Origin of the sequence: Wolbachia endosymbiont of Drosophila aff. chauvacae BK-2020, assembly GCF_032848195.1 — a bacterium.
In the GTDB taxonomy this organism is placed as follows: domain Bacteria; phylum Pseudomonadota; class Alphaproteobacteria; order Rickettsiales; family Anaplasmataceae; genus Wolbachia; species Wolbachia pipientis.
The window spans coordinates 373589-399519 of the sequence record NZ_CP136586.1 but is presented as its reverse complement, the minus strand read 5'-3'; the positions used below and the strand labels follow the sequence as shown (position 1 = coordinate 399519).

General features: G+C 34.4%; 23 protein-coding genes and 1 pseudogene. 7 read left to right on the top strand and 17 right to left on the bottom strand.

What is annotated here, in order from left to right; all coding sequences use genetic code 11:
* Positions 1 to 18: 18 nt before the first annotated feature.
* Positions 19 to 141 (bottom strand): annotated as a pseudogene (locus R0F62_RS02075) (IS630 transposase-related protein); the annotation flags it as partial.
* A gap of 119 nt (positions 142 to 260) precedes the next feature.
* Here R0F62_RS02075 and R0F62_RS02070 point away from each other — a divergent pair.
* A protein-coding gene (locus R0F62_RS02070; protein ID WP_394356546.1) for an IS5 family transposase occupies positions 261 to 1092 on the top strand; the annotation gives its coding sequence in 2 pieces (ribosomal slippage) (positions 261 to 604 and positions 603 to 1092; 834 coding nt in all).
* 251 nt (positions 1093 to 1343) lie between these two features.
* Here the strand turns inward: R0F62_RS02070 and R0F62_RS02065 are convergent.
* The 3 genes from R0F62_RS02065 to R0F62_RS02055 form a co-directional block, all read right to left on the bottom strand.
* Positions 1344 to 2102, bottom strand: a complete 759-nt coding sequence (locus tag R0F62_RS02065) for a cytochrome c1 (RefSeq protein WP_010963022.1) — start codon at positions 2100 to 2102, stop codon at positions 1344 to 1346.
* A 368-nt stretch (positions 2103 to 2470) separates the two neighbouring features.
* Positions 2471 to 3700 carry a cytochrome b gene (locus R0F62_RS02060; RefSeq protein ID WP_274978960.1) on the bottom strand — a complete coding sequence of 410 codons (1230 nt, stop codon included), beginning with the start codon at positions 3698 to 3700 and terminating at the stop codon, positions 2471 to 2473.
* A 158-nt stretch (positions 3701 to 3858) separates the two neighbouring features.
* Positions 3859 to 3975, bottom strand: coding sequence for a J domain-containing protein (locus R0F62_RS02055; RefSeq protein ID WP_274978961.1), 117 nt, complete (start codon positions 3973 to 3975; stop codon positions 3859 to 3861).
* A 68-nt stretch (positions 3976 to 4043) separates the two neighbouring features.
* Between R0F62_RS02055 and R0F62_RS02050 the strand changes: the two genes are divergently transcribed.
* A complete protein-coding gene (locus tag R0F62_RS02050) occupies positions 4044 to 5573 on the top strand; it encodes an N-acetylmuramoyl-L-alanine amidase (RefSeq protein WP_317051398.1) in 1530 nt (509 codons plus the stop codon).
* Between the two features lie 19 nt (positions 5574 to 5592).
* Here R0F62_RS02050 and R0F62_RS02045 read toward each other — a convergent pair whose 3' ends face one another.
* Complete coding sequence (locus R0F62_RS02045; protein WP_227738613.1) at positions 5593 to 5853, bottom strand: J domain-containing protein; 261 nt, start codon at positions 5851 to 5853, stop codon at positions 5593 to 5595.
* Positions 5854 to 6013: 160 nt separating this feature from the next.
* On the opposite strand from R0F62_RS02045, the gene R0F62_RS02040 reads away from it, so the two are divergent.
* Positions 6014 to 6577 (top strand): NifU family protein, encoded by a 564-nt coding sequence (locus tag R0F62_RS02040; RefSeq protein ID WP_022626407.1) that lies wholly within the window; start codon positions 6014 to 6016, stop codon positions 6575 to 6577.
* Complete coding sequence (gene hisS, locus R0F62_RS02035; protein ID WP_010963026.1) at positions 6574 to 7800, top strand: histidine--tRNA ligase; 1227 nt, start codon at positions 6574 to 6576, stop codon at positions 7798 to 7800. The genes R0F62_RS02040 and hisS overlap by 4 nt, the downstream gene beginning before the upstream one ends.
* A gap of 20 nt (positions 7801 to 7820) precedes the next feature.
* Here hisS and surE read toward each other — a convergent pair whose 3' ends face one another.
* From surE to rseP, 8 genes are all read right to left on the bottom strand, one after another.
* On the bottom strand, positions 7821 to 8573 hold the full coding sequence (gene surE / locus R0F62_RS02030; RefSeq protein ID WP_010081939.1) for a 5'/3'-nucleotidase SurE: 753 nt from the start codon (positions 8571 to 8573) through the stop codon (positions 7821 to 7823).
* Positions 8574 to 10195: 1622 nt separating this feature from the next.
* Positions 10196 to 11539 carry a signal recognition particle protein gene (gene ffh, locus R0F62_RS02025; RefSeq protein WP_274979326.1) on the bottom strand — a complete coding sequence of 448 codons (1344 nt, stop codon included), beginning with the start codon at positions 11537 to 11539 and terminating at the stop codon, positions 10196 to 10198.
* Positions 11524 to 13083, bottom strand: a complete 1560-nt coding sequence (locus tag R0F62_RS02020; RefSeq protein ID WP_038228212.1) for a proton-conducting transporter transmembrane domain-containing protein — start codon at positions 13081 to 13083, stop codon at positions 11524 to 11526. The genes ffh and R0F62_RS02020 overlap by 16 nt, the downstream gene beginning before the upstream one ends.
* A 303-nt stretch (positions 13084 to 13386) precedes the next feature.
* Positions 13387 to 16269, bottom strand: coding sequence for an FAD-dependent oxidoreductase (locus R0F62_RS02015; protein ID WP_317051397.1), 2883 nt, complete (start codon positions 16267 to 16269; stop codon positions 13387 to 13389).
* 45 nt (positions 16270 to 16314) lie between these two features.
* On the bottom strand, positions 16315 to 16746 hold the full coding sequence (gene fabZ, locus R0F62_RS02010) for a 3-hydroxyacyl-ACP dehydratase FabZ (protein WP_010082082.1): 432 nt from the start codon (positions 16744 to 16746) through the stop codon (positions 16315 to 16317).
* Between the two features lie 4 nt (positions 16747 to 16750).
* Positions 16751 to 17302, bottom strand: a complete 552-nt coding sequence (locus R0F62_RS02005) for an OmpH family outer membrane protein (protein WP_274979325.1) — start codon at positions 17300 to 17302, stop codon at positions 16751 to 16753.
* Positions 17303 to 19639 (bottom strand): outer membrane protein assembly factor BamA, encoded by a 2337-nt coding sequence (gene bamA / locus R0F62_RS02000; protein WP_274979324.1) that lies wholly within the window; start codon positions 19637 to 19639, stop codon positions 17303 to 17305. It lies immediately after the preceding gene.
* 8 nt (positions 19640 to 19647) lie between these two features.
* A complete protein-coding gene (gene rseP, locus R0F62_RS01995) occupies positions 19648 to 20766 on the bottom strand; it encodes an RIP metalloprotease RseP (RefSeq protein WP_010082085.1) in 1119 nt (372 codons plus the stop codon).
* Positions 20767 to 20865: 99 nt separating this feature from the next.
* Between rseP and R0F62_RS01990 the strand changes: the two genes are divergently transcribed.
* Positions 20866 to 21144, top strand: coding sequence for an FAD assembly factor SdhE (locus R0F62_RS01990; protein ID WP_006279484.1), 279 nt, complete (start codon positions 20866 to 20868; stop codon positions 21142 to 21144).
* On the opposite strand, the gene R0F62_RS01985 is transcribed toward R0F62_RS01990, so the two are convergent.
* The 3 genes from R0F62_RS01985 to R0F62_RS01975 all read right to left on the bottom strand — a co-directional run bounded on the left by R0F62_RS01985 (position 21119) and on the right by R0F62_RS01975 (position 23478).
* On the bottom strand, positions 21119 to 21445 hold the full coding sequence (locus R0F62_RS01985) for a cell division protein ZapA (RefSeq protein ID WP_010082086.1): 327 nt from the start codon (positions 21443 to 21445) through the stop codon (positions 21119 to 21121). The genes R0F62_RS01990 and R0F62_RS01985 overlap by 26 nt on opposite strands.
* Positions 21446 to 21517: 72 nt before the next feature.
* Positions 21518 to 21796: an HU family DNA-binding protein gene (locus R0F62_RS01980; RefSeq protein ID WP_010963035.1), complete on the bottom strand. Its 279-nt coding sequence runs from the start codon at positions 21794 to 21796 to the stop codon at positions 21518 to 21520.
* Positions 21797 to 21825: 29 nt separating this feature from the next.
* Entirely contained in the window at positions 21826 to 23478 is a 1653-nt protein-coding gene (locus R0F62_RS01975; protein WP_274979323.1) for a 30S ribosomal protein S1, read from the bottom strand.
* Between the two features lie 139 nt (positions 23479 to 23617).
* Between R0F62_RS01975 and trmB the strand changes: the two genes are divergently transcribed.
* Positions 23618 to 24283, top strand: a complete 666-nt coding sequence (gene trmB, locus R0F62_RS01970) for a tRNA (guanosine(46)-N7)-methyltransferase TrmB (RefSeq protein ID WP_274979322.1) — start codon at positions 23618 to 23620, stop codon at positions 24281 to 24283.
* 476 nt (positions 24284 to 24759) lie between these two features.
* Here trmB and R0F62_RS01965 read toward each other — a convergent pair whose 3' ends face one another.
* Complete coding sequence (locus R0F62_RS01965) at positions 24760 to 25407, bottom strand: heme exporter protein CcmB (RefSeq protein ID WP_010963039.1); 648 nt, start codon at positions 25405 to 25407, stop codon at positions 24760 to 24762.
* 106 nt (positions 25408 to 25513) lie between these two features.
* Here R0F62_RS01965 and R0F62_RS01960 point away from each other — a divergent pair, with 106 nt between their 5' ends.
* The gene (locus R0F62_RS01960; protein ID WP_010963040.1) at positions 25514 to 25906 is read left to right on the top strand and encodes a TraR/DksA family transcriptional regulator; all 393 of its coding nucleotides are present in this window, start codon (positions 25514 to 25516) and stop codon (positions 25904 to 25906) included.
* Positions 25907 to 25931: the final 25 nt, after the last annotated feature.

Below are 25931 nucleotides of genomic sequence, written 5' to 3'. Positions count from 1 at the left end.
ATGGTCAAGCCTACAGTGCTGCCACTCCCATAAAGTAGTTCGTCCAATCTTAAATCTTGCTGCCACTGCTTCTCTGCTTTCTCCTTCGTCTAGCGCCTCCATTGCTTTTTTTCTTAAATCATAACTATATGCTGCTGGCATTCAACCTCCTTATCATTATCTATCCTTATCACATCCGGACTTCTATGAAAAGAGCTATAAGAGGTTGTCCGGAAACAAGTAAAAGGCTATAATATCTGAAATTTTAGTACGGGGTAAAGATGAGAAAAAAGTATCCAACAGATCTAAGCGAAAGGGAATGGGCAAGAATAGAAAAACACTTCAGAGTATCATACAAGAAAGGAGGAAGGCCGCCAAAGTATAGCAAAAGAGAAATATTAGAAGCAATTTTCTATGTATTGCGTACAGGGTGTCAATGGCGGTATTTACCAAATGATTTTCCGCTATGGAAGACTGTGTATGAGCAGTTCAGGCAATGGAAGAAGCAGGGAATTTTTGAGAAAATGAATTATGAAATTACAAAATATAGTAGAAGAAAAATAGGAAGGAATGAGCAGCCGAGTGCCTGTATAGTAGATAGTCAATCTGTAAAGACTACAGAAAAGGGGGATCAAAGGCTATGATGGAAGTAAAAAAGTAAAGGGTAGAAAAAGGCATATAATTACAGACACTCAGGGTTTTATACTAGGTTGTTACGTAGGCGCTGCTAACGAAAATGATAGAGATGGTATGAAAATAGCATTAAACAATATGAGAACAAAATATACTAAAGTTAAAAAAATGTGGGCTGACATGGGATACCAAGGAAGAAATTTAAAGAATCACATAAAGGAAGAATATGACATAGATATTGAAATTGTTAAAAGGCCTCCATGTAGATTTTGGGTGCACAAAGATACGCCACCTGAGCTACTACCAACAAGAGAACAAGGGTTTAAAGTACAGCCAAGAAGATGGGTTGTAGAAAGGACTTTTGCTTGGGTTAATAGGAATAGAAGGCTATCGAAGGAGTATGATTTACTCACAACATCCACTGAGAATTTCATATACCTAGCTATGAGTAGGGTTATGTTAAAGAGGGAATATGCTTGAATTTACTAGTTTCCGGACAACCTCTAAATCGTGAAAAAGAACTGCTCATTAAGTGCTGTTTGCTTAATAAATTTACTGACATTGGTATGGCTAAATTCGAAATGGCTACATGAATTTATCGTAAATTATTACCGTATAAGGTACGATGCGACAAAGCCATCCCAGTGTCAGCTACTCGGATGACACCGTCATAAAGGAATCAGTGTTAGCTACTTGGATGACAACCATTGTGCTTGAGGCAAAATTGACTATCACTTCTTTTTATAGAGCTTGCTCCAAACTTTGTTGTTAGTTAATACAAAAAACACTGTTAAAATTATAAAATACGCCACTACTTTTAATCCAAGTTTATGCCGGCGCTCTAATTCTGGCTCTGCTGCCCATTGTAAAAAATTTATCACATCATACGCCATATTTTCAACTGTGGCTTGCCTTGCACCATCATATTCCACCATTCCTTCAGAAAGTGGTGGCGCCATAGCTAATCTGCCTGTTGGAAAATACGAATTAAAATATAAATCATTTTCATCGTGTTCGCCGTTTTGATAGCCTGTTAACAATGAATAGACATAATTTGCACCATCATGCCTTGCTTTAATAATTAATGATAAGTCTGGTGGGACTGCACCATTGTTGCTTGCTGCAGCTGCTTCTTTTGTATCAAAAGGCGCAATAAAATAATCCGAAGGTACTCCAGGTCTGTCAAACATTTCACCCAAATCATTCGGACCATCTTTAACTTGATAAGAAGCTGCTATTTGTTTTACATCTTCTTCAGAAAAACCGACATCTTGCAAATTACGAAATGCTACCCTATTCATTGAATGACAAGCAGCACAGACTTCTTTATACACTTTATAGCCACGCTGAATTGACTCTCTATCGAAAGATCCGACAATTCCATCAAATTTCCAGTCTATTTTCTTATTTGGTGATGATTTAAATTCTTCTGCAGATATAAGACTAGATAGAAATAACATGCAGAAGATTGCAAATACATTAGATCCCATGCATAACCACTGTTTTAGTAAATTTCGAATTGATGTCATGCAAGTAGCTGATACTGGAATCCAGCTTATTTCATCACTGACATTATGGTTATCATGCACTCCTAGAATCTGTTGTCCATTGCATGATTTGTAAGTATTTTTATACCTGGATCCCAGTGTCAAGCACTGGGATGACAACGGAAGATAGTGGAATGACACTGTGTGTTGTATACAACGTTCATACAATTGTGTACATGATGCTGGAATCCATTTATTTTTTTTCTGGATCCCAGTGTCAAGCACTGGGATGACAAAAGAGGGCTCTGGGATGACAGAAGAGAGCTCTGGGATGAAAGAGAATTTTGTAAGAGATCTGCTTTGAATTGACATCACCTCATCTCCGGCACAGAATCACTTAAGGTTTTTGGTGGTTCTTTTGGCTTTTCATACTTACTAAGCAGTGGTAAAACTATCACAAAGTATGCAAAGTAATAAAGAGTAGATAGCCTACTCATAGTGATGTAAGGCTCTTTTACCTCTTGTCCTCCAAGCCAGGCAAGAAGTACAAAATTTATTGCAAAAACCCAAAAAAATTTCTTAAACACCGGGCGATAAGCACCACTTTTAACTTTTGATTTATCAAGCCAAGGTAACAAAAACCACACTAAAATAGACGCAAACATGGTAAGCACACCAGTAAGTTTATCTGGAATTGAACGTAGCATTGCATAAAAAGGTAAAAAATACCACTCTGGCACTATATGTACCGGAGTGACCATAGAATCAGCTTCTATATAATTGTCTGGATGCCCAAGATAATTGGGAGCATAGAAAACAAATGCGAACAAAACTACAAAAAACAGACCAAAAGTTATGCAATCCTTGACTACATAATAAGGATAGAGAGGGATGGTATCCTTATCTGATTTTACCTCCACTCCACTTGGGTTACCAGAGCCAAACCTATGCAGAGCTATCACATGAAGCATAGCTAAAGCAATAATAACAAAAGGCAGAAGATAATGCAGGGCGAAAAAACGGTTAAGTGTTGGGTTATCCACTGAAAAACCACCCCATAACCATATAACTATTTTATTGCCAATTAAAGGTATAGCAGAAAATAAGTTGGTTATAACTGTTGCACCCCAGAAACTCATTTGTCCCCAAGGCAATACATATCCCATAAAGGCAGTTGCCATCATTGCAAAAAATATAAATATTCCAATAAACCACACCATCTCTCTCGGTCTTTTATAAGATCCGTAATATAATCCACGCATTATATGAACATAGACTACCATAAAGAAGAGCGATGCTCCAACAGCGTGAGTGTAGCGTATTAACCACCCGTAATTCACATCTCGCATTATGCGCTCTACACTATTAAACGCATAATCAACATGCAGAGTGTAGTGCATAGCAAGAAATATACCTGTTATTATTTGTAAAATCAGCGCTATACCAGCCAAAGAGCCAAAGTTCCAAGCATAATTTAAGTTTTTTGGCACTTGGTAAGAAGCAGTGTGTCTTAGAAAAGAAAATATAGGCAATCTATATTCTATCCATCCTAATATGCCTTTTTCTTCTTTTATTGTTTCTTTTTTGTTATCTTCCTGCATAACTTAAACCTTTCTGAACACATGTCCATTGCTACTTTTATCTTATTTTTTTATTGTAGCAACTTATCCTTTACGCACAAATAAAAACTTTAAAGCAATATTAATTACCTCTTCAGCAACCTGTCACGTGCTGCGTTTAATTTTTGTGCAAAATATTCCTAGCCTCCTTTATCTGGGTGAACTAATTTCATTAAATTTTGATATGCTTTATTGATTTCATTGTGGTTCGCTCCAGAATCTATTCCTAGCACTTTAAATGCTCCATCTCTGAACATGTTACTACTACCAGACTAGTATGATTTTGTCTTGTAAATTTATTCAACAACCCTATTCTAACTATATAATGAAAAATTATCTACAAAGTGTTTATGAAGATGGTATGAAAATCCAACTATCTAAAGTCAACAAATATTTATTAGTTTTACTGATTACTGTCTCAGCATTTCTCATATCTGGGCAAGTATCCAGTTCAAGCAATATCGAGAATGATTTTCAAGATTTACAAGAAAAATTACCATTATTGAAAGATCAGGATTTGTTATTTTTAGATCCAGCTTCAGCTTTAAATTATGGTGATAGGGCAGGTAAAAAAGTGTTAATGGTTATAGTTCACCATACTGAAACATCAACACTAAAAGGTACAAAAGATACGCTGAATGCTAGAGGATTGTCAGTTCATTTTATTGTCGATAGGGATGGCAGCATCACCTTAATGGTTCCATTAGAGAAAGAAGCATGGCATGCTGGTATTAGTTATGCAAGAGTTAAGGTAGATAGTAAGCTTGAAGAGTTACGGAAGCTTAACAACTATTCTGTAGGTATTGAAATTGTAAACACAGGACTTGAGCCTTTTCCGGAAGAGCAAATGAGATCTGTTAAAGAGCTGATTTTATACCTTATGGAGCGTTTTAAAATTAAAAGGGATATGATATTTAGTCATTCTGAAATAGGAACTATAGTGTATGATCCAGAGCTTGGCTATACAATGCATAAACCAGATCCACACAAATTGTTTGATTGGGAGTTATTAGAGAAAAATGAAATTGGATTGCACATAAGTGACAGAATAAACCCTAAAGATGCTAAACACAAAATGGGCAAAACATTGTATAAAGCAGGTGATAGAAATGAAGGTATTTTGAAATTAAAACAAAGGCTGAACAGATTTTTCTATAAGATAGAACCTTGGAATGATAAGAAAGGTAATGTAATTTTTCCTGATAATAATGCTGATTACTCAGATGAGTTTGATGAGAATTTTGTATGGGTTATTTATCAGTTTTCAATACATAATTTACCAAGAGAAATTAGAAAAGATCTACCTCTTAAACTAGAACAAGCAGATATATTTCCTGAATTCTTTAGTGAATATAGTCATGGCATTTCTTCTAGTTATCTAACCTTTAGTGAAAAAATTAAATCGATTCTACAACCATGTTTAAGCAAAGTAGATTATGAGAATTTATTATCTTCTCTTGCACAATATGAGAATAACATTTCTCCTGATGCATCTACCACTTTAATGTACAAAATTAAGTTATACTATGATTCTTATTTAAGATATCGCATATGGTCTTCACTCTATAAACCATTTAAGCTTAATGTATTGGAAGAGTTAGAGATTTTAAAGAGTGGAGTGTTATCTTTAAAATCACTAGATAGCTCTAAAGCTGCAGAAGTTTCCAGTTTAATTGATAGCTTTAAAGTAGATATTTCTTTAGAATTTCAGGGTTTTGAAAAACAGTGGTTTCAGGAGTTTAAGAATGCTTGGAGACAAGAATTTATACCTTCCCTGGAAGAACAGATAACATGGACTGCACTACATGAAGCAATATTGGAGTATTTAGAAAAAGCAAAGGAAGAAATTCGTTAAACGAAAACTTTTTTTAAGATCACTTTTTTAACAATTTATCACGTGCCGCATTTAGCTTTTGCGCAAAATATTCCGAGCCTCCCTTATCTGGGTGAACTAATTTCATTAAATTTTGATATGCTTTATTGATTTCATTTTGACTTGCCTCAGGATTCAGCCCCAGTATCTTTAATGCTTCATCCTTGGACATGTTATCACCAGTGTAATTTTCAGTATAACTTCTACTGCTACTAAATTCGTTCAAAAACTTACTCAATATAGAGTTCATCATGAAACTCATATTATTTTTTTTTGTCAGGAAAAGAAAAAATATAACAACGCTAGGCAAGACAAATGTAATTACTATGAATACTAAAAAAAGAAAAAAGATGAATGACATGTATATTTTTTTATCATTTTATGATTAAATAGTAACAATTATAATTGTCATGGTAAATAACATGTTCATCCAGATTGAAGAAACACCAAACCCAAATACGCTAAAATTCCTTCCTGGATTTGAAATTTTAAACGAAGGAGAAACTGCTGATTTTTCAAATGCGAATGAGATAAAAAATTCTAAACTAGCAGCAAATCTTTTTCAAATAGAGCATGTGGTAAGAGTATTTTTCGGTCATGATTTTATTTCAGTAACAAAATTGGATGGAATTAATTGGGATATATTAAAAGTAGAAGTTTTAACTACAATCATGAATCACTTTACTTCTGGTGGAAAAGCACTAGATAAAGAAGAAGTGAATGATCCAGATGAAGAATTTTTTGATAAAAATGATATAGAAATTGTAAATAGAATAAAAGAATTGATGGAAAGTCATATCAAACCTGCAGTTGCTCAAGATGGTGGCGATATCAAATTTCGTGGCTATAAAGATGGAATAGTTTATGTTGAGTTGCAAGGAGCTTGCTCTGGATGCCCAAGTGCTGCAATTACTTTAAAGCAAGGAGTGCAAAATATGCTGAGCTACCACATACCAGAGATTGCAGGTATAGAGACCACACTATGACTAATCAAACGGTTAGAGGAACAAAAGATCTCCTGTTTGATGAATGGTACAAGTTTAAATACATAGAGCAAACAGCAAACAGAATCTCAAGTTTATACGGCTTTTTGCCCGCCCAAACTCCAATATTTGAGTGCACGGAGGTTTTTACAAAAACCTTAGGTGATAGCTCAGACATCATCACTAAAGAGATGTATAGCTTCAATGATAAAGGGGGAAAGAGCATAACTTTACGTCCTGAGTTCACTGCAGCGATTGTCAGGCTACTCATTGAAAAAAAACTGCAAACACCGATAAAATTATTCTCAACAGGACCTGCATTTCGCTATGAAAGACCGCAAAAGGGAAGACAAAGGCAATTTCATCAGATAAATTTTGAGGTTTTTGGCATAGAAGATCCAAAAGCTGATATTGAATTGATATCACTCGCTCAGCACTTACTAACTGAATTTGGCATCAATAAAAATGTAAAGCTGGAAATCAACTCTTTAGGTGATGGTGAAACAATAACTAAATATAGAGAAGCTTTGATCTTATACTTTACAAAGTATCAAAATGATCTATCAGAAGATAGCAAAAATAGGTTGATCAAAAATCCACTCAGAATACTGGATTCCAAGGATGAGAAAGATAAATCAATAATTTCTGATGCGCCTAAAATCAGCAATTATTATACGAAAGAGTCCTCAGATTTCTTTGAACAAATACTAAATGGATTAACAATTCTTGATATACCTTATACCGTAAACAATAAACTAGTTCGAGGTTTGGATTATTATTGCCACACAGTGTTTGAGTTTGTTACAGAGGATTTAGGTGCACAAGGGGCAGTTTTTGCCGGTGGAAGATACGATAATTTAGTATCTTCAGTAGGTGGAAAACACACTCCAGCAATAGGATTTGCAGGGGGTATTGAGCGCATAATGGAGTTAATCAATTATTCTCCGAAAGAAGAGCGACCTATTTACCTAATTCCAATCGGTAGAGAGGCTGAAAAACATGCTTTAACACTTGCAAATGAATTGCGCAGAAATGGTTTATATGTAATCTATGAATATAGCGGAACGCTCAGAACCCGAATGAAAAAAGCAAATCAAGCAAATGCTAAAGCTGCTTTAATCTTTGGCGATGAAGAATTGAGTAGTAAAACTTTAAAGATTAAAAACATGGATACAGGTGAAGAAAAAATAATTGCTCGCGATAACACAATAGAAAATATCTATTAGGAGCAATGCAAATGTTTTTCTCAGTCAGCTATAGAAGAAAATTCGTCTGCACAAGAATTTTTCATAGTATTCAAAGTATCATAATCTGTAAAATCTAATTTTACCGGTGTAATAGTAATAAATCCTTCTTTTATTTTATTTATACTACCACTGCCTGAGTGCTCTCGAGACCAATTTAAGCTAAAAGAGCCATTCGAATTTTCAGTAAAAGTTAAATCCCCATCAATGTTATATTCACCTTGTTCAGCAAATTCTACTCCTTTTACTTTTTCCGTAGCAGGAAAATTTACACTCATCACTATGTTTTTAGGCCAACCAACCTTAACTAGCTTGGCAATAACCTTTGGTGCAAAAACCTTTGTATTGTGCCAGTCTATTTTATCATGATAAACTTGGCTCAGCGCAATAGAAGGTATAGACCTTGCAGCACCTTCCATTACAGCACCAATTGTTCCTGAATAACAAATATCGTCCCCGACATTTGATCCAATATTTACTCCGGACAATATTAAGTCTGGTTTTTTATTCATAACTTTATTTAGCGCAATAATGACACAATCTGCAGGAGTACCAGACACACTAAATTCCCTTTCACTATGTTGTTTTATTCCAATAGATTGTTTCACTGGATAATCAAGAGATCTTGCAGCTCCGCTTCTATCAGTATCTGGTGCCACTATCCATATTTCTGACGCAAAATTCCGTGCAACCTCTTTGAGTAATTTTATTCCTTCACTTCCAAAGCCATCATCGTTTGTTATCAATATTATCATATACAATACTCAGCTATACAGCTCCAAATTATGTAAACCACTGGCTGTAAATAAACTCATGAGGCTTTAAGTTTCTTTGCATAACTGTGGACTGTAACAAAGAACCTGCTGTAAATCAATAGATTTCTTGCACAGGCCATAACTGTCATTACAATAGAAACGAAAAAACTTACTTGACAAACTCCGCCAGCCCCCTTATCATGAAACTGAAGCTATTTATTTATCTTCTCTGTACAGATTAAATGACAAAAAAACTCACGTATCTGGCGTCTCATGTTTAATTTTTTGCACTATGTGCACCTTATGTCTTTATCAAACTTCTACCTACATAAGCTGAAACGCGCTTATAAAGCGTTTAAAACATAAAAAAACGCCAACTTAAAAAATGGATAGTGAATAACTAGCTACCCTAGGGTTTCTTTTGCCTTTTTTTCTGTTTAGTAAATTTCTTAAACATTTATAGCTAAGGTTAGTTGCATTTAAAAGCAGCTGAGTCGCGGTTATTAAGCGTTTAGAATAAAAAAACGCCATACTTGAAAGTATAATGTAAGTAATTAGCCAACTACGGGGCTTCTTTTGCCTTTTTTTCTGTTTAGTAAATTTCTTAAATATTTATAGCTAAACGACAACCGTCATCCCGCTGCTTGTTAGCGGGATCTAGAGATACCGCGAATGAATCGCGGTATGACGTAGGACTGCTGTCATTCCAGTCTGGAATCCAAAAAAAAGGATGATGTCATCCCAGTGCCCTGACTACTTGGATCCAGTTTTCTTTACAAATTCACAAAAAGTGCTTCATTCTATAACGCAAAACCCATACTCACCAAACCCAATGCATTACTTGCAATTAAGTTTCCTGGATCCAAGTAGTCAAGCTACTCGGATGACACCCTTTTGGATGGAGACCAGTGTCAGCTACTTTCATGACACCATTCTTTTTCCTGGATCCAAGTAGTCAGGGCACTAGGATGACAAGAGAAAGAGGCTACTGGGATGACAGCTACCCTGACAATCGTCATCCCACTACGTGTTAGCGGGATCTAGAGATACCACGGCGGTATGACGGTTCGCAGCGGTATAGTAACTCGTCATCCCGCTGCTTGTTAGCGGGATCTCTTGTTAGCGGATGAGATACCGCGAATGAATCGCGGTATGACGTGTTGAAACAATCCGATAAGGTAAGCCTCGTCATCCCGCTACGTGTTAGCGGGATCTAGAGATACCACGGCGGTATGACGGTTCGCAGCGGTATAGTAACTCGTCATCCCGCTGCTTGTTAGCGGGATCTCTTGTTAGCGGATGAGATACCGCGAATGAATCGCGGTATGACGGTGTAGATAGTATCCCGCTGCTTGTTAGCGGATGAGATACCGCGAATGAATCGCGGTATGACGTGTTGAAACAATCCGATAAGGTAAGCCTCGTCATCCCGCTACGTGTTAGCGGGATCTAGAGATACCGCGGCGGTATGACGTGTTGCTTGGGTCAGCTATAGTATTTCTTAAAATTAATAATAAATTTCTTGGCTAGCAAGAAGCTGTAAATTTTTTTGCGAGACCTAAGCCGCTTTTGATATAGCTAAAGGTTTACTGATGATTTGTCTCATTCCACTACCTGCTGACTTACTTTCTGCTTAGCATATCCATCAAATCAGATTCTTTGAGTTTACTATGGTCAACTTTACTGAACTTATTTACCATAGAGCTCATTTGATTATACTGCTTAATTAGAAGATTAATGTCAGTGACAGTTGTTCCGGACCCCTTAGAAATTCTAAGTCTTCTTTTGCCATTTAAAATATCTGGATTTTGCCTTTCTTTTTCAGTCATTGAGTTTATGATGGCTATATATTTTTTCACTTTATTGTCATCTGGCAGACTGCTACTTAGCTTTTTTGTAAATGCACTAGGAATGAATTTCATTATGTTGCTAATGCCATCCATTTTACTCAGAGTTTTTAACATTCCCACTAGGTCGTTTAGGTCGAATTTACCTTTTTTCACTTTCTTTTGTAACTTATCAATTTCTTCCTGACCAACAATCTCAGCAGCTTTTTCAACCAATGAGACAACATCACCCATGCTAAGTATCCTTTTTGCAATTCTATCGGGATAAAAATCATCGAGGTCACTTAATTTTTCACCACAAGCAATAAATTTAATTGGACAATCGGCGATCATTTTCATAGAAAGAGCAGCACCACCACGTGCATCACCATCAACACGGGTGAGAATAATGCCGGTTACACCTATTACCTCATTGAATGATTTGGCAATGTTGACCGCATCCTGGCCTATCATTGCGTCGGCTACTAAAATAACTTCTGCAGGTGAAGCTATTTCCTTTACGGCTTTCAACTCATTCATCATATTATTGTCAATATGAAGCCTGCCTGCAGTGTCTAGTATTAATACATCATAATTATCGTTCTTTGCTATTGCTATTGCCCTTTTTGTAATTGTAATGGGCTTCTCATCTATTACTACAGGTAAAGTTTGCACATCTATTTGTTTACCTAGCACTTCAAGTTGTTTCTGGGCAGCAGGCCTATAAATGTCTAAAGAGGCAAGCATCACTTTTTTCTTTTGCTTTTTTAGTTTTAAAGCAAGCTTTCCTGAGGTAGTTGTTTTACCTGCACCTTGTAAGCCCACCATCATAATCACAGCAGGGGGTTGAACTGCTAGATTTAAGTCACTTTTCTCTGATCCGAGAACTGCAACTAAATTATCCTGTACAATTTTAATTATCATTTGTGCTGGAGAAACACTTTTTATGACTTTTTCCCCAATCACTTTATCTTTAATGTCGTTGATGAATTTTTTTGCAACTTCAAGTGAAACGTCAGCTTCAATTAAGGCTATGCGTATTTCACGCATGGCAAGATTAAAATCATCTTCAGAAATGATTGATTTTCCTCTCAGTTTACTAAATACAGAATTTAAACTTTCAGTTAACGATTTAAACATAATAGCATTAGTAGAATACTCATTAAAAAGAGAGAAGAAGCTGAAACAAAACTCACTGAGTTATAACTCAGCACTTCTTTAAGTTTAGTAATATTATTAAAGTATAAACCAACAAGTGGATTAGTCAAGTTTTGCACTACGCTGGCAAACATTTCTCTAGTTTTAGAGACTAACTGATTGAACAGCAAGATAATATAGGGTATGAAAGCTCTAAAAATCCAATCAACATCCATTTTAAAATTTACTCTCGGGTAAAATAACTTGCGTAAAGGAATAAACAATAAAGTGGTACATAGTAATAAATTAAATTGCGACCAAATATTTTTTGTGTTGTACACAAAATCGAAAATCGAAGGTTTATTGTAAATAGGTAAGTAAGGATTGCCAGCGATTACGCATATAAATGCTAAAATAATCATAGTCATTTTGCTTCCTCTCTCTGCTAAAGGTTTTGACTTACTTTTTGCAATAAATAAGTAATAAAGAAACTTTAGCCCCACGCTTAAATGAAGCAGCAAATTTAGAAGCTTATATAAATTTTTATACCCTTTTAAGGCAACAGTGTTCATTTCAATTTCAGCTGTGATATATGATTTACTGATAAATCCAACGGTTCCAGGAAATGCAGCCATTGTAAGTATTGCGATTATAGCACACATGCCTTCCACTGACATCAGTTTACCCACTCCATTAAAACTAATTGTTTTTGTTTGTGAAATAATCGAATTACTGACCACAAACAATAATGATTGATAAACAAGAGAGAAGATTATATGCAGTATCAAAATTGGTATTGCTTTTTCCGAAGGACTGAGCAAACTTCCTGCAATAATCAGCAAGCCCATTTGTCCTACAACGTTATAGCATAAAAATCTGCGAATATTTTGCTCAAGAGAAGCAAATATAATGCTGTAAATTGCAGTGATGGCGCCTACAAGCGCTAATATTTCAGTACAATCTTGCCATAGGTTATAAGTGTGTAAAAGCATCACTAAAAAAGAGACTTTAGTGGTAAATAAAGAGAGATATGTGGTGCCATGTAGCGATGCAGCAGGATATGCATCAACAACCCAAAATGAAAAAGGAAAACAAGCGCAGTTTATCAATAAACCCAAAATTATCAGGTTAGTGCTTTGAAGTGCCAATCCTGCTATTAATATAACTCCAACGAAAAAGTGTACACAAGCGTACCTTATTGCAGGTCCACTATCTCTACAGCTAGCTGCGATAATAAAAAATGCACTGATGGTCATTAATTCACAGAATATTATAACCAATATCATATGTTCAGATAAAACTGCATAAAGTGAACTAATAGTGTAAGCAGCAAAAGATAGCATCTCTGAAAAAGTCAAATTTTGTGCTGGTAGAACAGCTAAAAATGCAACTGATAAAAAAGATATTAGTATGGTACGAAAAGATAAATCAAAATCTAGAATTGGGAGAGACCAATTTACTGCAATGCTCAAATTTTCAGGTAATTTTAGGACTATAACTATTAATACAGTCAGTAGAAGTAACAGTGACGATTTATAAAGTTGCACAATAATTGAAACCAATATGGTTTATGCTATCTCAATATATGAATAAAATCAATTTGCATATTAACCACTAATTAAACTAATTATCATATAATTATATCAGAGTTTAGAGGGTTATAGAGAAACCGGTCAGATTAGGTTTTTAATCTAATCTGACCGATAGCTTTAATAGTGAGGTAAGCTTTAATATAGCACTCCTAATTCATAACGCTACACTCGTGCATAATTTATTTTTAATTTGTGCACGAGCGTTAGTAAATTATTTACTTTTTGAAATAAAATTTGGCATCACTTTAATATTGAGACTTAGTAAACCTCAGTAGGTCTGCCAGTTGGGCCCATAAGAATTATTTGCTCGCCTTCTCTTAAGTGTCTGCATAAATTAGTGGAGCCGCCGATTTCCAGCACAATAGTGGAAATAATTCCTTTTTTTTTGTCTACTTCAGTGCCGGTTACAGCTATACCTTCCATAGCAAGGTTTGTATTATTGGCTTTTCTGCCATTGGTTTCAAAATTTTGCAATCTAAAGAATTGCCCAGGCTTAAAATTCTTTGCCGCAAGTGGTGCTTTGATCACTATTTCCACAACTTTGTCTGTTAAATATTGAACTTTTATAACCTTTGCAGTGAATTGCTCTTTGATTCTATTAAATAATTCTTTATTAGCCAGGTCTTCAACACTTGACCACGCATTTTTTTTCTGGCCCACAACATCACACACTGGAATGACAGAAACGAAGCTATTAACTCCACTCAAAAGCTGAGAAATAATAGGGTAGCCGTTTTTAGCACTTGCCATAGCTTTCACGACGCTGCCACTATACGAAGGGTGAAGATCACCAAAAAAGCTGATTGTTTTATTGCCTTGCTTATACACTAATATTCTATCTTTATTTTGCATTTTAGGAGAAAATATTGGGTCTATTTCTTTTCCTGATGAATTCAAATGAGTAAAATACCCATTACTTAATTTAAAATGCTTTTTATCTTCTGTTGCAATAACTGTATTTGGCTCAGTACCTGCTGCTATAAAAATAGAACGTGCTTTTATACGTTTGATTTCGCCGGATTTTGTGTCTATCAGTTTTATTAATTCAGCATGGTTATATTTATCCGTCACAACTTCAACTGGCTCTAAGTTTTCAATAAAGTAAATTCCTTCTGACAGTGCATTTTGCACCTCTTCGCTATTTAATCGATAACTTGGTGAATCTTTTAGCTCTTTTCTATATATAACTTTCACTCCCCCGAGGCTCTGCATTAACTCTAATATTTTTATTTCTCTATTCTCTTTTTTTGCTAACTTTTGCTTTTCTCGGATCAATTGTGCGTGCGATATAAACTCATTCGCAATTTTGCGCTCTTCTTCTGTCCAATCTTTTTCAACACAGTCCTTTCCATACTTATCAACTAATATCTCATAACGAAGAAGAAATTTTTCTACTTGAATTGGATAATACGCTAAAGCTTCAGTGGCAGTGTCAATCGCAGTAAGCCCCGCCCCTATGACAACTATCGGCATACGAACTTGCAGATTTGCTATAGAATCAAATTTAAGAGCGCCAGTCAGTTGTAACGACATCAGAAAATCAGATGCCATGCGTACTCCACGAGCTAGTATGTTTTTTATTTTGATCATTCGTGGCTTACCAGAGCCAAGTGCTAGGGCGATGTGATCAAAACCCAAGTTGAACGCGTCATCAGCATTAATCGTGCCACCAAAACGAATGCCTCCATAAAGTACGAAATTCTCACGTCTTTCCAGCAGTAATCTAATAATCTTTAAGTAATTCTTATCCCACCGAGAAGTAATGCCATATTCTGCCACCCCACCAAACCCTCCTGCCGTGCGTTCACTCAATTTTTCGTGTTTGAAATCTTTAATTAGCTGGAAATTATCGATCAAAGGTTCAATCTTTAGTCCATCAATGGTGATAACGTTATGCCCATCATTCAACAAATGATGAGCTAAATTAAAACCAGCAGGACCAAGGCCTACAACTAGAACGTTTTTTCCGGTGTTTTCTCTTGGCAATGAACGCTGAAAATTTAAAGGATTCCAACGGCTGAGCAGAGAATATATTTCAAATCCGTACGGTAAACTGAGCACATCATCCAGAATCCTTGTTTCAATTGCTGGCACATTTACGGGTTCTTGTTTTTGATATATGCACGAATTCATGCAGTCATTGCATATTCTGTGTCCAGTAGCCGCGCATAATGGGTTATCTATCATCACAATTGCAAGACTTGCTATGCTGTACCCTTCGCTTTTCACCAGATTCATTTCTGATATTTTCTGCTCTAGTGGGCAGCCGTGCAGTTCAACTCTAAGTGGAGACTTTTTGAAAGTATTGTCATCATTAATTAGCCCCTTTGAGCAGCTATCCTTACTTTGCTTATGACAAAATATGCAGTAGTGAGCATTATCCAATGCTTTATCTAAACTAGCCTTTTCACTTGTTAGGTCAAAACCGTATCGTCTTTTTACTTCATTTGAATACAGCACTTCAACTTTGTCTACTTCTTTTTTAGAAAATGGTATGAGGTTTTCGTGGTCAATTTTTTTATGTATGCTAAATAATATACTCTGTTTATTTTTTACTCTCCACACTGCATATTGTGCCGCAAGTTCTATTTCCTCTTTGTGATTTTCTTTATCTTCAAACCAATGCATCACCTGCTCAGCAAAATTTTTTTCTGTTGTTGGCAAAGTGAGAAAATGACTTAGTTTGTTAGTAATATCTATATTCGCCACATTAGTGTATTTCTTCAATGCATAGCGTTGGACAAATAATCTTTTGCACTTATATATTACAGCAAAGTCGTTGTGCTTTTTCTTTAGCTCCTCTATTTCTTTTTCAACATTAAAAAGTTTTGCAATAAATTCATCAAGTAAATATGAGAGGTCTATAATGAGCTGGCTATCTGTCATCCAAGTAGCTGACCGTTCTTCTTGTTTTCTAGATCCCAGTGTCAAGCACTGGGATGACGGGGGGTGACACTGGGATGATGGGAGGTGACACTGGGATGACATCGAAGAAGAAGCTGCTTTTTCTCTTGCTTCAATTAATGAACAAAACAAGCTCTCATCACATGATTTAATATAATTCAAAAATGTCTCATCTAATTTTGTTAATCCATTGCGAGTATATAGATTCGAAAATGAGATTTTGAAATTCAGCTTCATTGCTATACTATAAAGTGTACATGCTGTTTCTTACAGATGAAGATTTTATTTATTTTGCAATACTGCTGAGATTGTTGCTTCTGCAACTTTTTCTTCGCTAACAGATGCAATACACCTAAATTTGTATACACCTAAACACACACTTTGAATGTTAGCTTGAAGAATCAATGTGTCCCCTGGAGTAACTAGCTTTCTGAATTTTGCATTTTCAATGGATCTCAAGTAAACAACTTTATTTTCTATTGTTTCTTTACCTAGAACACATATAGCAGATGCCTGAGCTAGAGATTCAATTATCAAGACTCCTGGCATTATCGGATGACCAGGGAAGTGGCCAATAAAAAATGGCTCATTGAAAGTCACATTTTTGATTGCTTTTATACTTTTACCAGGATCACACTCTATAACTCTATCTACTAAGAGAAACGGATAAGAATGTGGTAGTGTTTTTATAATATCACTGATATTAAATTGCATAAGTCTATTCAATGCCTTTTAAAGCAAATTCAGGTATTTCCTTGTTTATATTGTTTAATACCACATCTGATAAATCAATTTCATCCATGGAGTATAAAACTTGGTTCTTTTTTGAAATAAATAGTACCAAATCTATGTTGTTTTTTTCTGCCGTTTTTTTAGCGACTTCTTTTATCTTGTTAAAAACACTCTCTACTGCTTCTCTATAGCTTTCTTCTAAATGTAACATTTTTTTAGCATAATTATCTCTAACATTTACAGTGTGCTTATTAAATTGTCCTGTCTTTTCCTTTTTTGCTTCTTCTGACAAAAGGTCAAATTCTTCTTTTGATGGCTTAAGTTTTTCTAACTCATTTTCAAATTCTTGTTGTAATCTAGAATTCTGCTCCTTTATTTGTTGTTGTATATTTTGCAGAGCAAGAGATTCATTGATGACTTTTTCACTATCGATAATTGCAGCCTTTGTGTTCTGAGGTTGATATCCTACAAACTTATACCCCACAAATAAGGAAATAATTAAGGCAATAACTGATATAAATAACTGTATATATTTCATTCAAATCCCCGCTTCAATAGAAAATTTAACATTTGGTGATGGTATTATATCATAAGATTCCTTTACTAAAGGAAACCCGAAATCCAATCTAAGTCTACCAAAAGGAGAAAGCATTGAAAAGCCAAAACCTGGTGACACTCTCACAAGCTTGCTATCATAGTATTTCCCTTCATACTTCTTATTTTTATCATCTAAGCCAAAAAGTGTTGCATAGTCAACAAATAGTGAGCCTTTGATACCAGCATAGTCATATAGTTTTGGTAGAGGAAAATCCACTTGCTGTGTTAGATTAAAATAAGTTTTGCCTCCTAATGAGCTTTTATTTTTGTCTTCTGCTCTTGGTCCAATACCGGAAAGGTCAAACCCTCTAATCTCATTACCCCCTTGAAAAAAGTGCTGGCCAATGTTTAGATTTTCATCAGTATAAGAAAAAATATGACCTGCCGCCATCTTAAAGCGTAGCGTTATATCATCGTCAATTTTGCTTAATATAGGGTGCGTATAAAAAGATAAGAATTCAGATTTCAGGAAATTCACGTTTCCTCCCAATCCTGAAATATCCTGACTTAAGCGCAGTAAATACCCTTCTTTTGGAGTATAGAGGTTATCCAGTTTATTATATGCCAACGTGTATCCCACTGATGAAATCTGATGTTTACCTTTTCGGTCCAGTATTATTTCAGAGATATCGGTGTCTTGTCCACCCTTATTATCCATGTGTATATGATTATACTTATAAGAATAGCGAAGGGAATTAGTTAAGTTCTCTGTGACTTTATATGATAACTTTGTAAAAAATCCCATATCGCAACTATCAAAAGTAGTGTTTGGTTTATCTTGTTTTTCATAAAATACACCCATGCCTAGTGACGTATCAGAATCGTTAAAATTATTTTCAACAAACTCTGAATCAGTAGAAAATACGTATTGACTTTTTTCAAGAGCAAAAGAGAGCTCTTTTCCAGTACCAAATAAATTACGGTCTTTGAGGTCAATTTTAATCAATGCTCCACCAGGAAGAGACACACCTCCTCCCAAATACAACGAAGTAGTGTTTTTTTCTTTAACACTTAAGTCAAGATTTACTGCATTATCATTAACTGCATAACTATTTACTTTCACTGTTTCAAAAAAATCACTACTCATTAGTTTTTTACGTGACTTTTGAATCTCAGATATATTGTACGCATCACCTTCTGCTACACTTAGCTTACTTCTGATCACTTTATCTAAAGTGCGATCGTTACCATCAATTGTAATTTGATTTATATAAATCTTTTTACCCGGCAGCACTCTGTAGGTTACATCTACAACATTGTCACGTTGTGCATACTCTGGATTAACTTTTGCAAATATATATCCTTTCTCATTTAAATATTTGTTTATTTTTTCTACTGCATTATTAATTTTAACTCTATTAAATATCTTATCGTTTTCCTCTGTTATAAAATCCAATATTTCTTCTTTTAGGCTCAAATCCTGAATTTCAGTTTCAATATTAACCTCATTATTTCCAAATAAATACTGCTGTCCTTCGTCAATCAAAAAAGTTAACTCTGTTTGATTGTTATTATCAACCTCAACAATTGGTTGAATATTATTTTGAATATATCCTTTAGATGAATAAAAATGATCGAGCAATTCTGTGTTAATCAATAGATATTGCGGTGAATAATGATTTCCGCCTTTAAAAATAGCTCTAAATAACTTACTAAATATGTCATTACTATGTCTTTTGATAACTTGCTCTAGCTCATTTTCAGAAAAGTTTTTGTTGCCTATAAATCTTATATCCTTAATTTTAGAGGTTTTGCCTTCTTTTATTTTAAAAATTAGATTGACTCTATTGCCATCAAGCTTATTCAGGTCATATTCAATTTTAACACCAATCTTACCGTTATTTCTATAAGTAGTGACTAAATTCACTAAATCGTTTTGCAATTTTGTTTCAGTTAAAATAGTTAGCGACTTTGATTGAATCACATTACTTAGCAGCTCTTTGCTGTTAAATAACTTATTGCCTTTTAACACTACCTTGTTAATCAGTGGATTTTCTTGAATTTTTATTACTAAATTTTTTTTATCATCTATGTAAGCATTAACACTAGCAAATAACTTTGTTTTATATAGATCTTTTATAATTGAGTCTATATCATCGTCGTTTATATAATCACCAGATTTTAGTTTTATATAGAACCCTATTGTCTGGTTGCTTACCCTCTCATTACCAATACATTTGACATCTTTCACCTGCACTTTTTCCGCAGTTCCTAAAGCAACAAGCAGGGCAGGAAAAGAAATAAAAACCACTACCAGTATATAAAATAGCTTTTTCATATTTTATTTCAAAAAAGATCCCTAATATCATTTGACATTCCAGTTGCCATAAGCAAAAACAACACTAAAGCACCAAAAATAGCTGCATATTTTTGACATTTCAAGCTTAAATCCCTACGTATAACCGCTTCTATGATATAATGAAATAAATGCCCACCATCTAGCAGTGGTATTGGCAGCAAGTTAATTGCAGCTAAATTAGCTGAAATGATTGCCATAAAATATAGAACCATAATAAATCCCTTTTTAGCTGATTGTCCTGAATATTTTGCGATTTTTATTGGTCCACCTATTTCACTTGCACTCCTCTTACCAACAATAATTTGAAAGATAGCTTTAATCGTTAAGCACATAGTGTGGTAAGTTTCACTTACTGATAAGCTCACAGCCCCAAGAAAAGACGACTGCTTTAATGTATTGACTGAAATAATCCCTATAGTTTCTCTTTCTATTGTGTTGCCAAAAACGTCTTTGTCCTTGATTATTAATGGAGTTAAACTGGTCCTGTGCTTCTCATTATTTCTGCTATACTCAATCTCCATTCTTGTTTTAGGATTCGACATTATCACACGTGAAATATCTTCAAAGTATTTTATTTTATGCTCATTGATTTGTGTAATAGTGTCACCTGGCAACAAACCAGCTTGCTTAGCTGCACTACCTTCGATTACATTTTCAATCACCGGTGGAGTGCGATAATAACCTGCTATGCTAAAAAATATTGTAAAAGCTATAACAGCAAATACCATGTTTGCAAAAGGCCCTGCAAAAACTACTGCTGCTTTTTTATGACGCGGTTTTGTATGAAATGAATACAATTTTTCTTCTTCCGTTAATTCTTGTTGATCAGCTGGGACACTCGCTGCATTAGTATCTCCTAGCATTTTAACATAACCACCCAATGGAACAACGCTTAATTTCCATCTAGTTCCAGACTTATCGTTAAAACCAAAAATTTCAGGACCAAAACCTATGGAAAAAGATTCAACTTTAACTTTGCATGCTTTGGCAACAACATAATGCCCATATTCATGCACGAATACTATGACAGAAATTATTAAAGAAAATGATAAAAAATAATATATTCCATCGCTAAATTGATGGATAAGATTAGAAATTAATTCCACCTGTATATTTAGATCTTAACAAAATGTTAAGTATATTAAAATGCGCCTCGCTTGACAAGTATTTAGTTTAACTTTTAAATTAAAAAAAGTTTAATTGTAATGACAGATACCTCACTACTCAGAAGAAAATTAATATATAGAAGCTGGCATAGGGGTTGCAAAGAAACCGATATACTTTTAGGGCATTTCGCATTGAAATATCTTGATAAATTTTCCTTAAGCGAACTAATCGAATACGAAAAAATAGTTGATCTTGATGATTACGAATTATATTGTTACATAACTCGTAAGACAAACCTCCCTCCTGGCTTGAATAGTCAGATAGTCAATTTAATTGCTTGCTTTATTGAAGCTAATCCTTTATGCACTCAAGATTAGTGATAATCTTATTTACCTTATCTAGTACCTCAGTATATTCTATTCTTTTCTCGTTTCTATACTTTTCGCGCTCTTGATTTACTTCATCTAATCGCTTTGTTAATTCTAAAATTTTATCCTCAAGAATTAGTGCTGCAAGTAAGAAATTTAATGCATCCGAACCCTTACCTCCAGTTTTTTGAGATACAGAACTAACTAACTTGTCAAAACTATTAGCAAGGCGTAATAAATGATTCCCCTTCCCACTTTCGCAAGATATTTTATATGTGTTATTACGTATAACTATTTCTACTACTTGCATATGGTGCTAAAAATTTCTATCGTACAGTATAAACTCAAACCCCTACTTTCATCTTATTTATGGTATAAATTTTTATTCATTTATCAAATCAGATAATTTTTTACTGCTACGAAAATATGTTTTAAAGTATTGATTCTTTGTAAACTTCTGTAACATTAAATGGCTTGTTTCTTTCAAGTTATAACTTCTAACTGAAAAAGAACCAAACCCCCTAATTTCAACTCTATTATGATGTTTCAATGTGCTTGAAAGTATCCCAAAAAATCTATCAACTATAGCTGCTATAACAATCTTATCTAAAAAAGGATGTCTTTTTGCTACCCTCGCTATTATATCAGACTTTGTTGCCATTTATATGAAGCCAAAATAAGTAAACCTTATCACTTAGCAGATAATGCTATGTTATATTCTTCAACACCCAATACTTCAACTTCTATTTTTTCTGATATAGAGAATTTTTTATTCTCTGGTAAATGCTCTTGATCTATTAGAAGGGTTACATCGTTCTCAACTTCAACGACTAGTCCATTATCTTCTCTCTTATCTACAATAACCTGTATTTTATCACCTACCTTAACTTTCTTTATCAGTTCTTCAAGAGGATCATACTCTATTTGTTTTATTCCAAGATAAATTCTTGCCCGATTCACGTTAGCCCTTATTACTTTTGCTTCTATTTTATCACCTACATTATACTTCTTTATCTCATCTGAACCATTTTTAGACCAACTAAAATCTTTCACATATATTGTCCCTTCTACGTTCTCATCTATTTCAGAATCACCGAAAGCAACAGATACATATGAGCCGGTATTATTCTTCACTTCACCAGAAACAATAGAACCAGGAGGATATTTATTGATAAATACTTGCCAAGGGTTGTCTACACACCTTTTCATGCTTAAACTCATCCTACTCTTAGCAATGTCAATACTGAGAATTTTTACATATACTTCTTGTCCCCTTGTTACGAGACTACTAACTGGTAAATTACTCTTAACCCAAGTTATTTCTGACGAGTGCACTAAACCTTCAATTCCAGGTCTAAGCTCAACAAATAATCCATAATCTTCTATGCTTGTTACATAACCCTTATGCACACTATCAACTGGATATTTTGACTCTGCATCTTGCCAAGGGCTATCTTCTAGCTGCTTCACACCCAAGGAAATTTTAGCATTTTCCTTATCTATTTTTATAATTTTAACTTTTATAGTCTGACCACAAGTAAAAACTGCAGACGGATGACTTACCCTACTCCAAGAGATATCTGTAATATGTAACAATCCATCTATAACTCCCACTACATCTGATTCATGAATACCGACAAATACACCGTAATGAGTGATACTTTTTATTTTCCCTTCTATTATATCGCCTTCATTTAAAGATTCTAAAAATTTAATTTTTTCACCAGCGTGCAATTTTTCTAACACCAGCTTTCTTGATACTACAATATTGCCCTGCTTCTTATCCATTTTAAGCACGATGAACTTTTGTTCAGTTTCAATAAGGTGCTTCGCATCTTTTACTTGCTTCAAATCCACATGACTCAGCGGTAAAAAAGCGCTTATTCCGTCACCAAGATCAACAATAAAGCCACATTTAATTGAGCGTTTAATAACTCCGCTTACTTCAGCCCTTGTAACTGTATCTTCTTCCAACTTATTCCATTTTTCGTCCCTAATTGCTTTTTCACGACTAAGAACAACATTACCATGATAATCTTCAATTCTTTCCACATAAACTCTGATTTTCGAGCCAATAATGACCTCATCATTACAACCGAGTTCCTTGATCAGAACTCTCCCGTCAGATTTTAAACCAATATCAACCACAACGTCGTTAGGGTTTATTCTTGTAATTACACCTTCTACCACATCTCCTTCTTTAATTTTGTTAACAAAAGAATCTTCAAACAAGGTATTATCTTGATCCTCAAATTGGCCTTGACATATCTCTTCTATAAATTTGTTTGATGATAGCTTTCTGATAGTAACCGGTAGATTTACGACTGGATTATTATTATTCATACCTTTAACTTAAACTTTATTAGAACTCATATATTATATAATATTAACAATTATTGACAAGTAATTTTTCATTAACTCATTTCGAGAATTGTTTAAGCTATATAAAATATAGTGAGAAAATTATATATGTATCAAGAATATGCTATTTAAGAATAGCAAGTGGATTAGATCGTTCTCCAGAAGGTCCAGGCTAAAACCTGATGTTGATGAAATATTGGAAAAATATTCTATTCAAAACAGCAAGGAATCTATAGAGAAAATTGTAAATTCACAAAAAAGAATATGGGTAGAAATAGGCTTTGGCAACGGTGAAAATATGCTTTACCAGGTGCTCAATGAACCTGATCTATTATTTATAGGATGTGAGCCCTACTTAAAGGGGGTTTCTCGCTTGCTAACAAACATAGAAATACAGAACATAAAAAATATTTTAATGTGGACAGAAGATGCAAGAGAATTGATTGCAAATTTTCCTGATAACAGTGTTGAAAGATTCTTTATTCTCTTTCCAGATCCATGGCCAAAAAGAAGTCACAATAAAAGACGATTAATTAATACGGAATTTTTAAATTTATTAGCAAAAAAAATACTTATAACAGGGGAAATATTCATTGCAACCGATCATCAGGACTATGCAGAGTGGATAGCATCACATATAAAGCAGTGTAACTCTTTAATCTATAGGGAAGACGATTTCGCAAGTTATACTCTTACAAAATACCACAGAAGAGCGCTCAAAGATCAGCGTAAAGTGAGGTTCTTTAAAGTAAGTGTTATTAATAATTTGCAGACTATGGATCAATAGAGTTTTTGCATATCTCTTTTACGTTAACTATAGATTAAAAATAATAAAAAAAGAGGGAGAAATAGAGTAAATTCCTTTAACTACTTCTCCTTATGAAGGAATAGACTTCTTGCATAACCCAAACTAAGTAGAAAAAAGGTATCATCCAAGTAGCCCCTTTCTCGTCATGCCGCTGCGAATCGTCATACCGCCGCGGCGCTAACACGTAGCGGGATGATGAGGCTTATCGTCATGCCACCGCGAACCGTCATACCGTCACGGTATCTCTTAGCCGCTAACAAGTAGCGGGATGACGGTTGTCAGGTTAGCTGTTATCCCAGTTTTTGACACTGGGATGACAACGAAGGGCTACTTGGATGACAGGGAAGGATGCTGGAATGAAGGTTTTTCAAATTGTCGATAAACCTAAATCTATAATAACTATTTGCCTTTTTTCTAGGTTATGCAAGAAGTCTACTGAATAACAGTAAGATTTTTCAATCCTGTTCCACAGCAAATTTTAGTGCCATGTGAGTAGTTATGGTGCTGTTAACAATCAAAATAACAAAAACTAAGATGGTGATTAGTAGTGTATAAATATTCAAGGATAAATTTTCAAATTGAGTTAGCATTTTAAAATACACAAAGGTTGGCATTATCATTGGCAAAACAAGAATTTGCGATACTCCTGATGCTAAGTTGTTTTGACCAATCATCAATGCATTTCCAGTAGCTGAAATATTAGTGATTATCAGCGTATTAAATAATAAAGACACTCCAACTGCTATTGAGTGTTCAATACTATTGCCTAGAATTGCAAAGCTGAATATGGAAGAAATTACTGAAATCGGTAACCCAAATAATAACCAGTGAGCGAAAATTTTATAAGCAACTATAAGCCTAGAAGAGAGTGGCTGTACAAAGATTTGCTCTAATATTCCATCATGATAATCAGATGTAAACAAATTATTTGTAGAAATCTGCAAAACAAATGTAGCACATATCCATGTTAATGTTAACATAACTTCTTGTTTATTGTTGTTTTTAAGTGTAAATGAAGATAAACTTAACATTATGATAAAAATACATACTATATAGGTAAAGTTCTTATCATCTATTACTAATTTTTTTACTGAGTCGATCATACTAGGCTTTTAAATGTTTATTATAAATTATAGTGTTTACTTTGAGGTAGTATAATTTTTTGTTCATAAATTATATAGGTTTTATTATTTTTTTGATAATGCAATTATGGAAAAGTTACCAAAAATAAAGTCACCAGAAGATTACACTCCTTCAGAAGATGAAGAATATATGAGCGTAAAACAACTGGAATACTTCAGCTTAAAGTTACAATCAATACTCGCTGAGTTAGAGAAACAAGAACTAGAAGATAATAGTATTGATACATACTATTCTGATGAAGATAGTGGAAACGAGGAATTAATCAAGCGTCGAAAAGATAGAAAAGAAAAAATTAAGGAGGCGTTAGAAAAAATAAAATTAGGCACTTATGGTTACTGCGATGGAACAGGAGAAGAAATAGGAGTCGAAAGACTTAAAGCTAATCCGCTTGCTATATATTGTATTGAAGAGCAAGAGAGAGTAGAAAAAGAAAAGAACGTGTACAACATTAACGATTAATTTACACATAAGTGGTGAGCCCATT

Coding starts and splice junctions, on each gene's coding strand:
- R0F62_RS02015 (WP_317051397.1), bottom strand. CDS start 16,269: ATGAAGCTGAATTTCAAAATCTCATTTTCGAATCTATATACTCGCAAT.
- R0F62_RS01990 (WP_006279484.1), top strand. CDS start 20,866: ATGACAGATACCTCACTACTCAGAAGAAAATTAATATATAGAAGCTGG.
- R0F62_RS01985 (WP_010082086.1), bottom strand. CDS start 21,445: ATGCAAGTAGTAGAAATAGTTATACGTAATAACACATATAAAATATCT.
- surE (WP_010081939.1), bottom strand. CDS start 8,573: ATGATAATATTGATAACAAACGATGATGGCTTTGGAAGTGAAGGAATA.
- R0F62_RS02055 (WP_274978961.1), bottom strand. CDS start 3,975: ATGTTCAGAGATGGAGCATTTAAAGTGCTAGGAATAGATTCTGGAGCG.
- R0F62_RS01975 (WP_274979323.1), bottom strand. CDS start 23,478: ATGAATAATAATAATCCAGTCGTAAATCTACCGGTTACTATCAGAAAG.
- trmB (WP_274979322.1), top strand. CDS start 23,618: ATGCTATTTAAGAATAGCAAGTGGATTAGATCGTTCTCCAGAAGGTCC.
- R0F62_RS02005 (WP_274979325.1), bottom strand. CDS start 17,302: ATGAAATATATACAGTTATTTATATCAGTTATTGCCTTAATTATTTCC.
- R0F62_RS02050 (WP_317051398.1), top strand. CDS start 4,044: ATGAAAAATTATCTACAAAGTGTTTATGAAGATGGTATGAAAATCCAA.
- R0F62_RS02060 (WP_274978960.1), bottom strand. CDS start 3,700: ATGCAGGAAGATAACAAAAAAGAAACAATAAAAGAAGAAAAAGGCATA.
- ffh (WP_274979326.1), bottom strand. CDS start 11,539: ATGTTTAAATCGTTAACTGAAAGTTTAAATTCTGTATTTAGTAAACTG.
- bamA (WP_274979324.1), bottom strand. CDS start 19,639: ATGAAAAAGCTATTTTATATACTGGTAGTGGTTTTTATTTCTTTTCCT.
- R0F62_RS02045 (WP_227738613.1), bottom strand. CDS start 5,853: ATGAGTTTCATGATGAACTCTATATTGAGTAAGTTTTTGAACGAATTT.
- R0F62_RS01980 (WP_010963035.1), bottom strand. CDS start 21,796: ATGGCAACAAAGTCTGATATAATAGCGAGGGTAGCAAAAAGACATCCT.
- R0F62_RS02065 (WP_010963022.1), bottom strand. CDS start 2,102: ATGGGATCTAATGTATTTGCAATCTTCTGCATGTTATTTCTATCTAGT.
- fabZ (WP_010082082.1), bottom strand. CDS start 16,746: ATGCAATTTAATATCAGTGATATTATAAAAACACTACCACATTCTTAT.
- R0F62_RS01965 (WP_010963039.1), bottom strand. CDS start 25,407: ATGATCGACTCAGTAAAAAAATTAGTAATAGATGATAAGAACTTTACC.
- R0F62_RS02040 (WP_022626407.1), top strand. CDS start 6,014: ATGTTCATCCAGATTGAAGAAACACCAAACCCAAATACGCTAAAATTC.
- hisS (WP_010963026.1), top strand. CDS start 6,574: ATGACTAATCAAACGGTTAGAGGAACAAAAGATCTCCTGTTTGATGAA.
- R0F62_RS01960 (WP_010963040.1), top strand. CDS start 25,514: ATGGAAAAGTTACCAAAAATAAAGTCACCAGAAGATTACACTCCTTCA.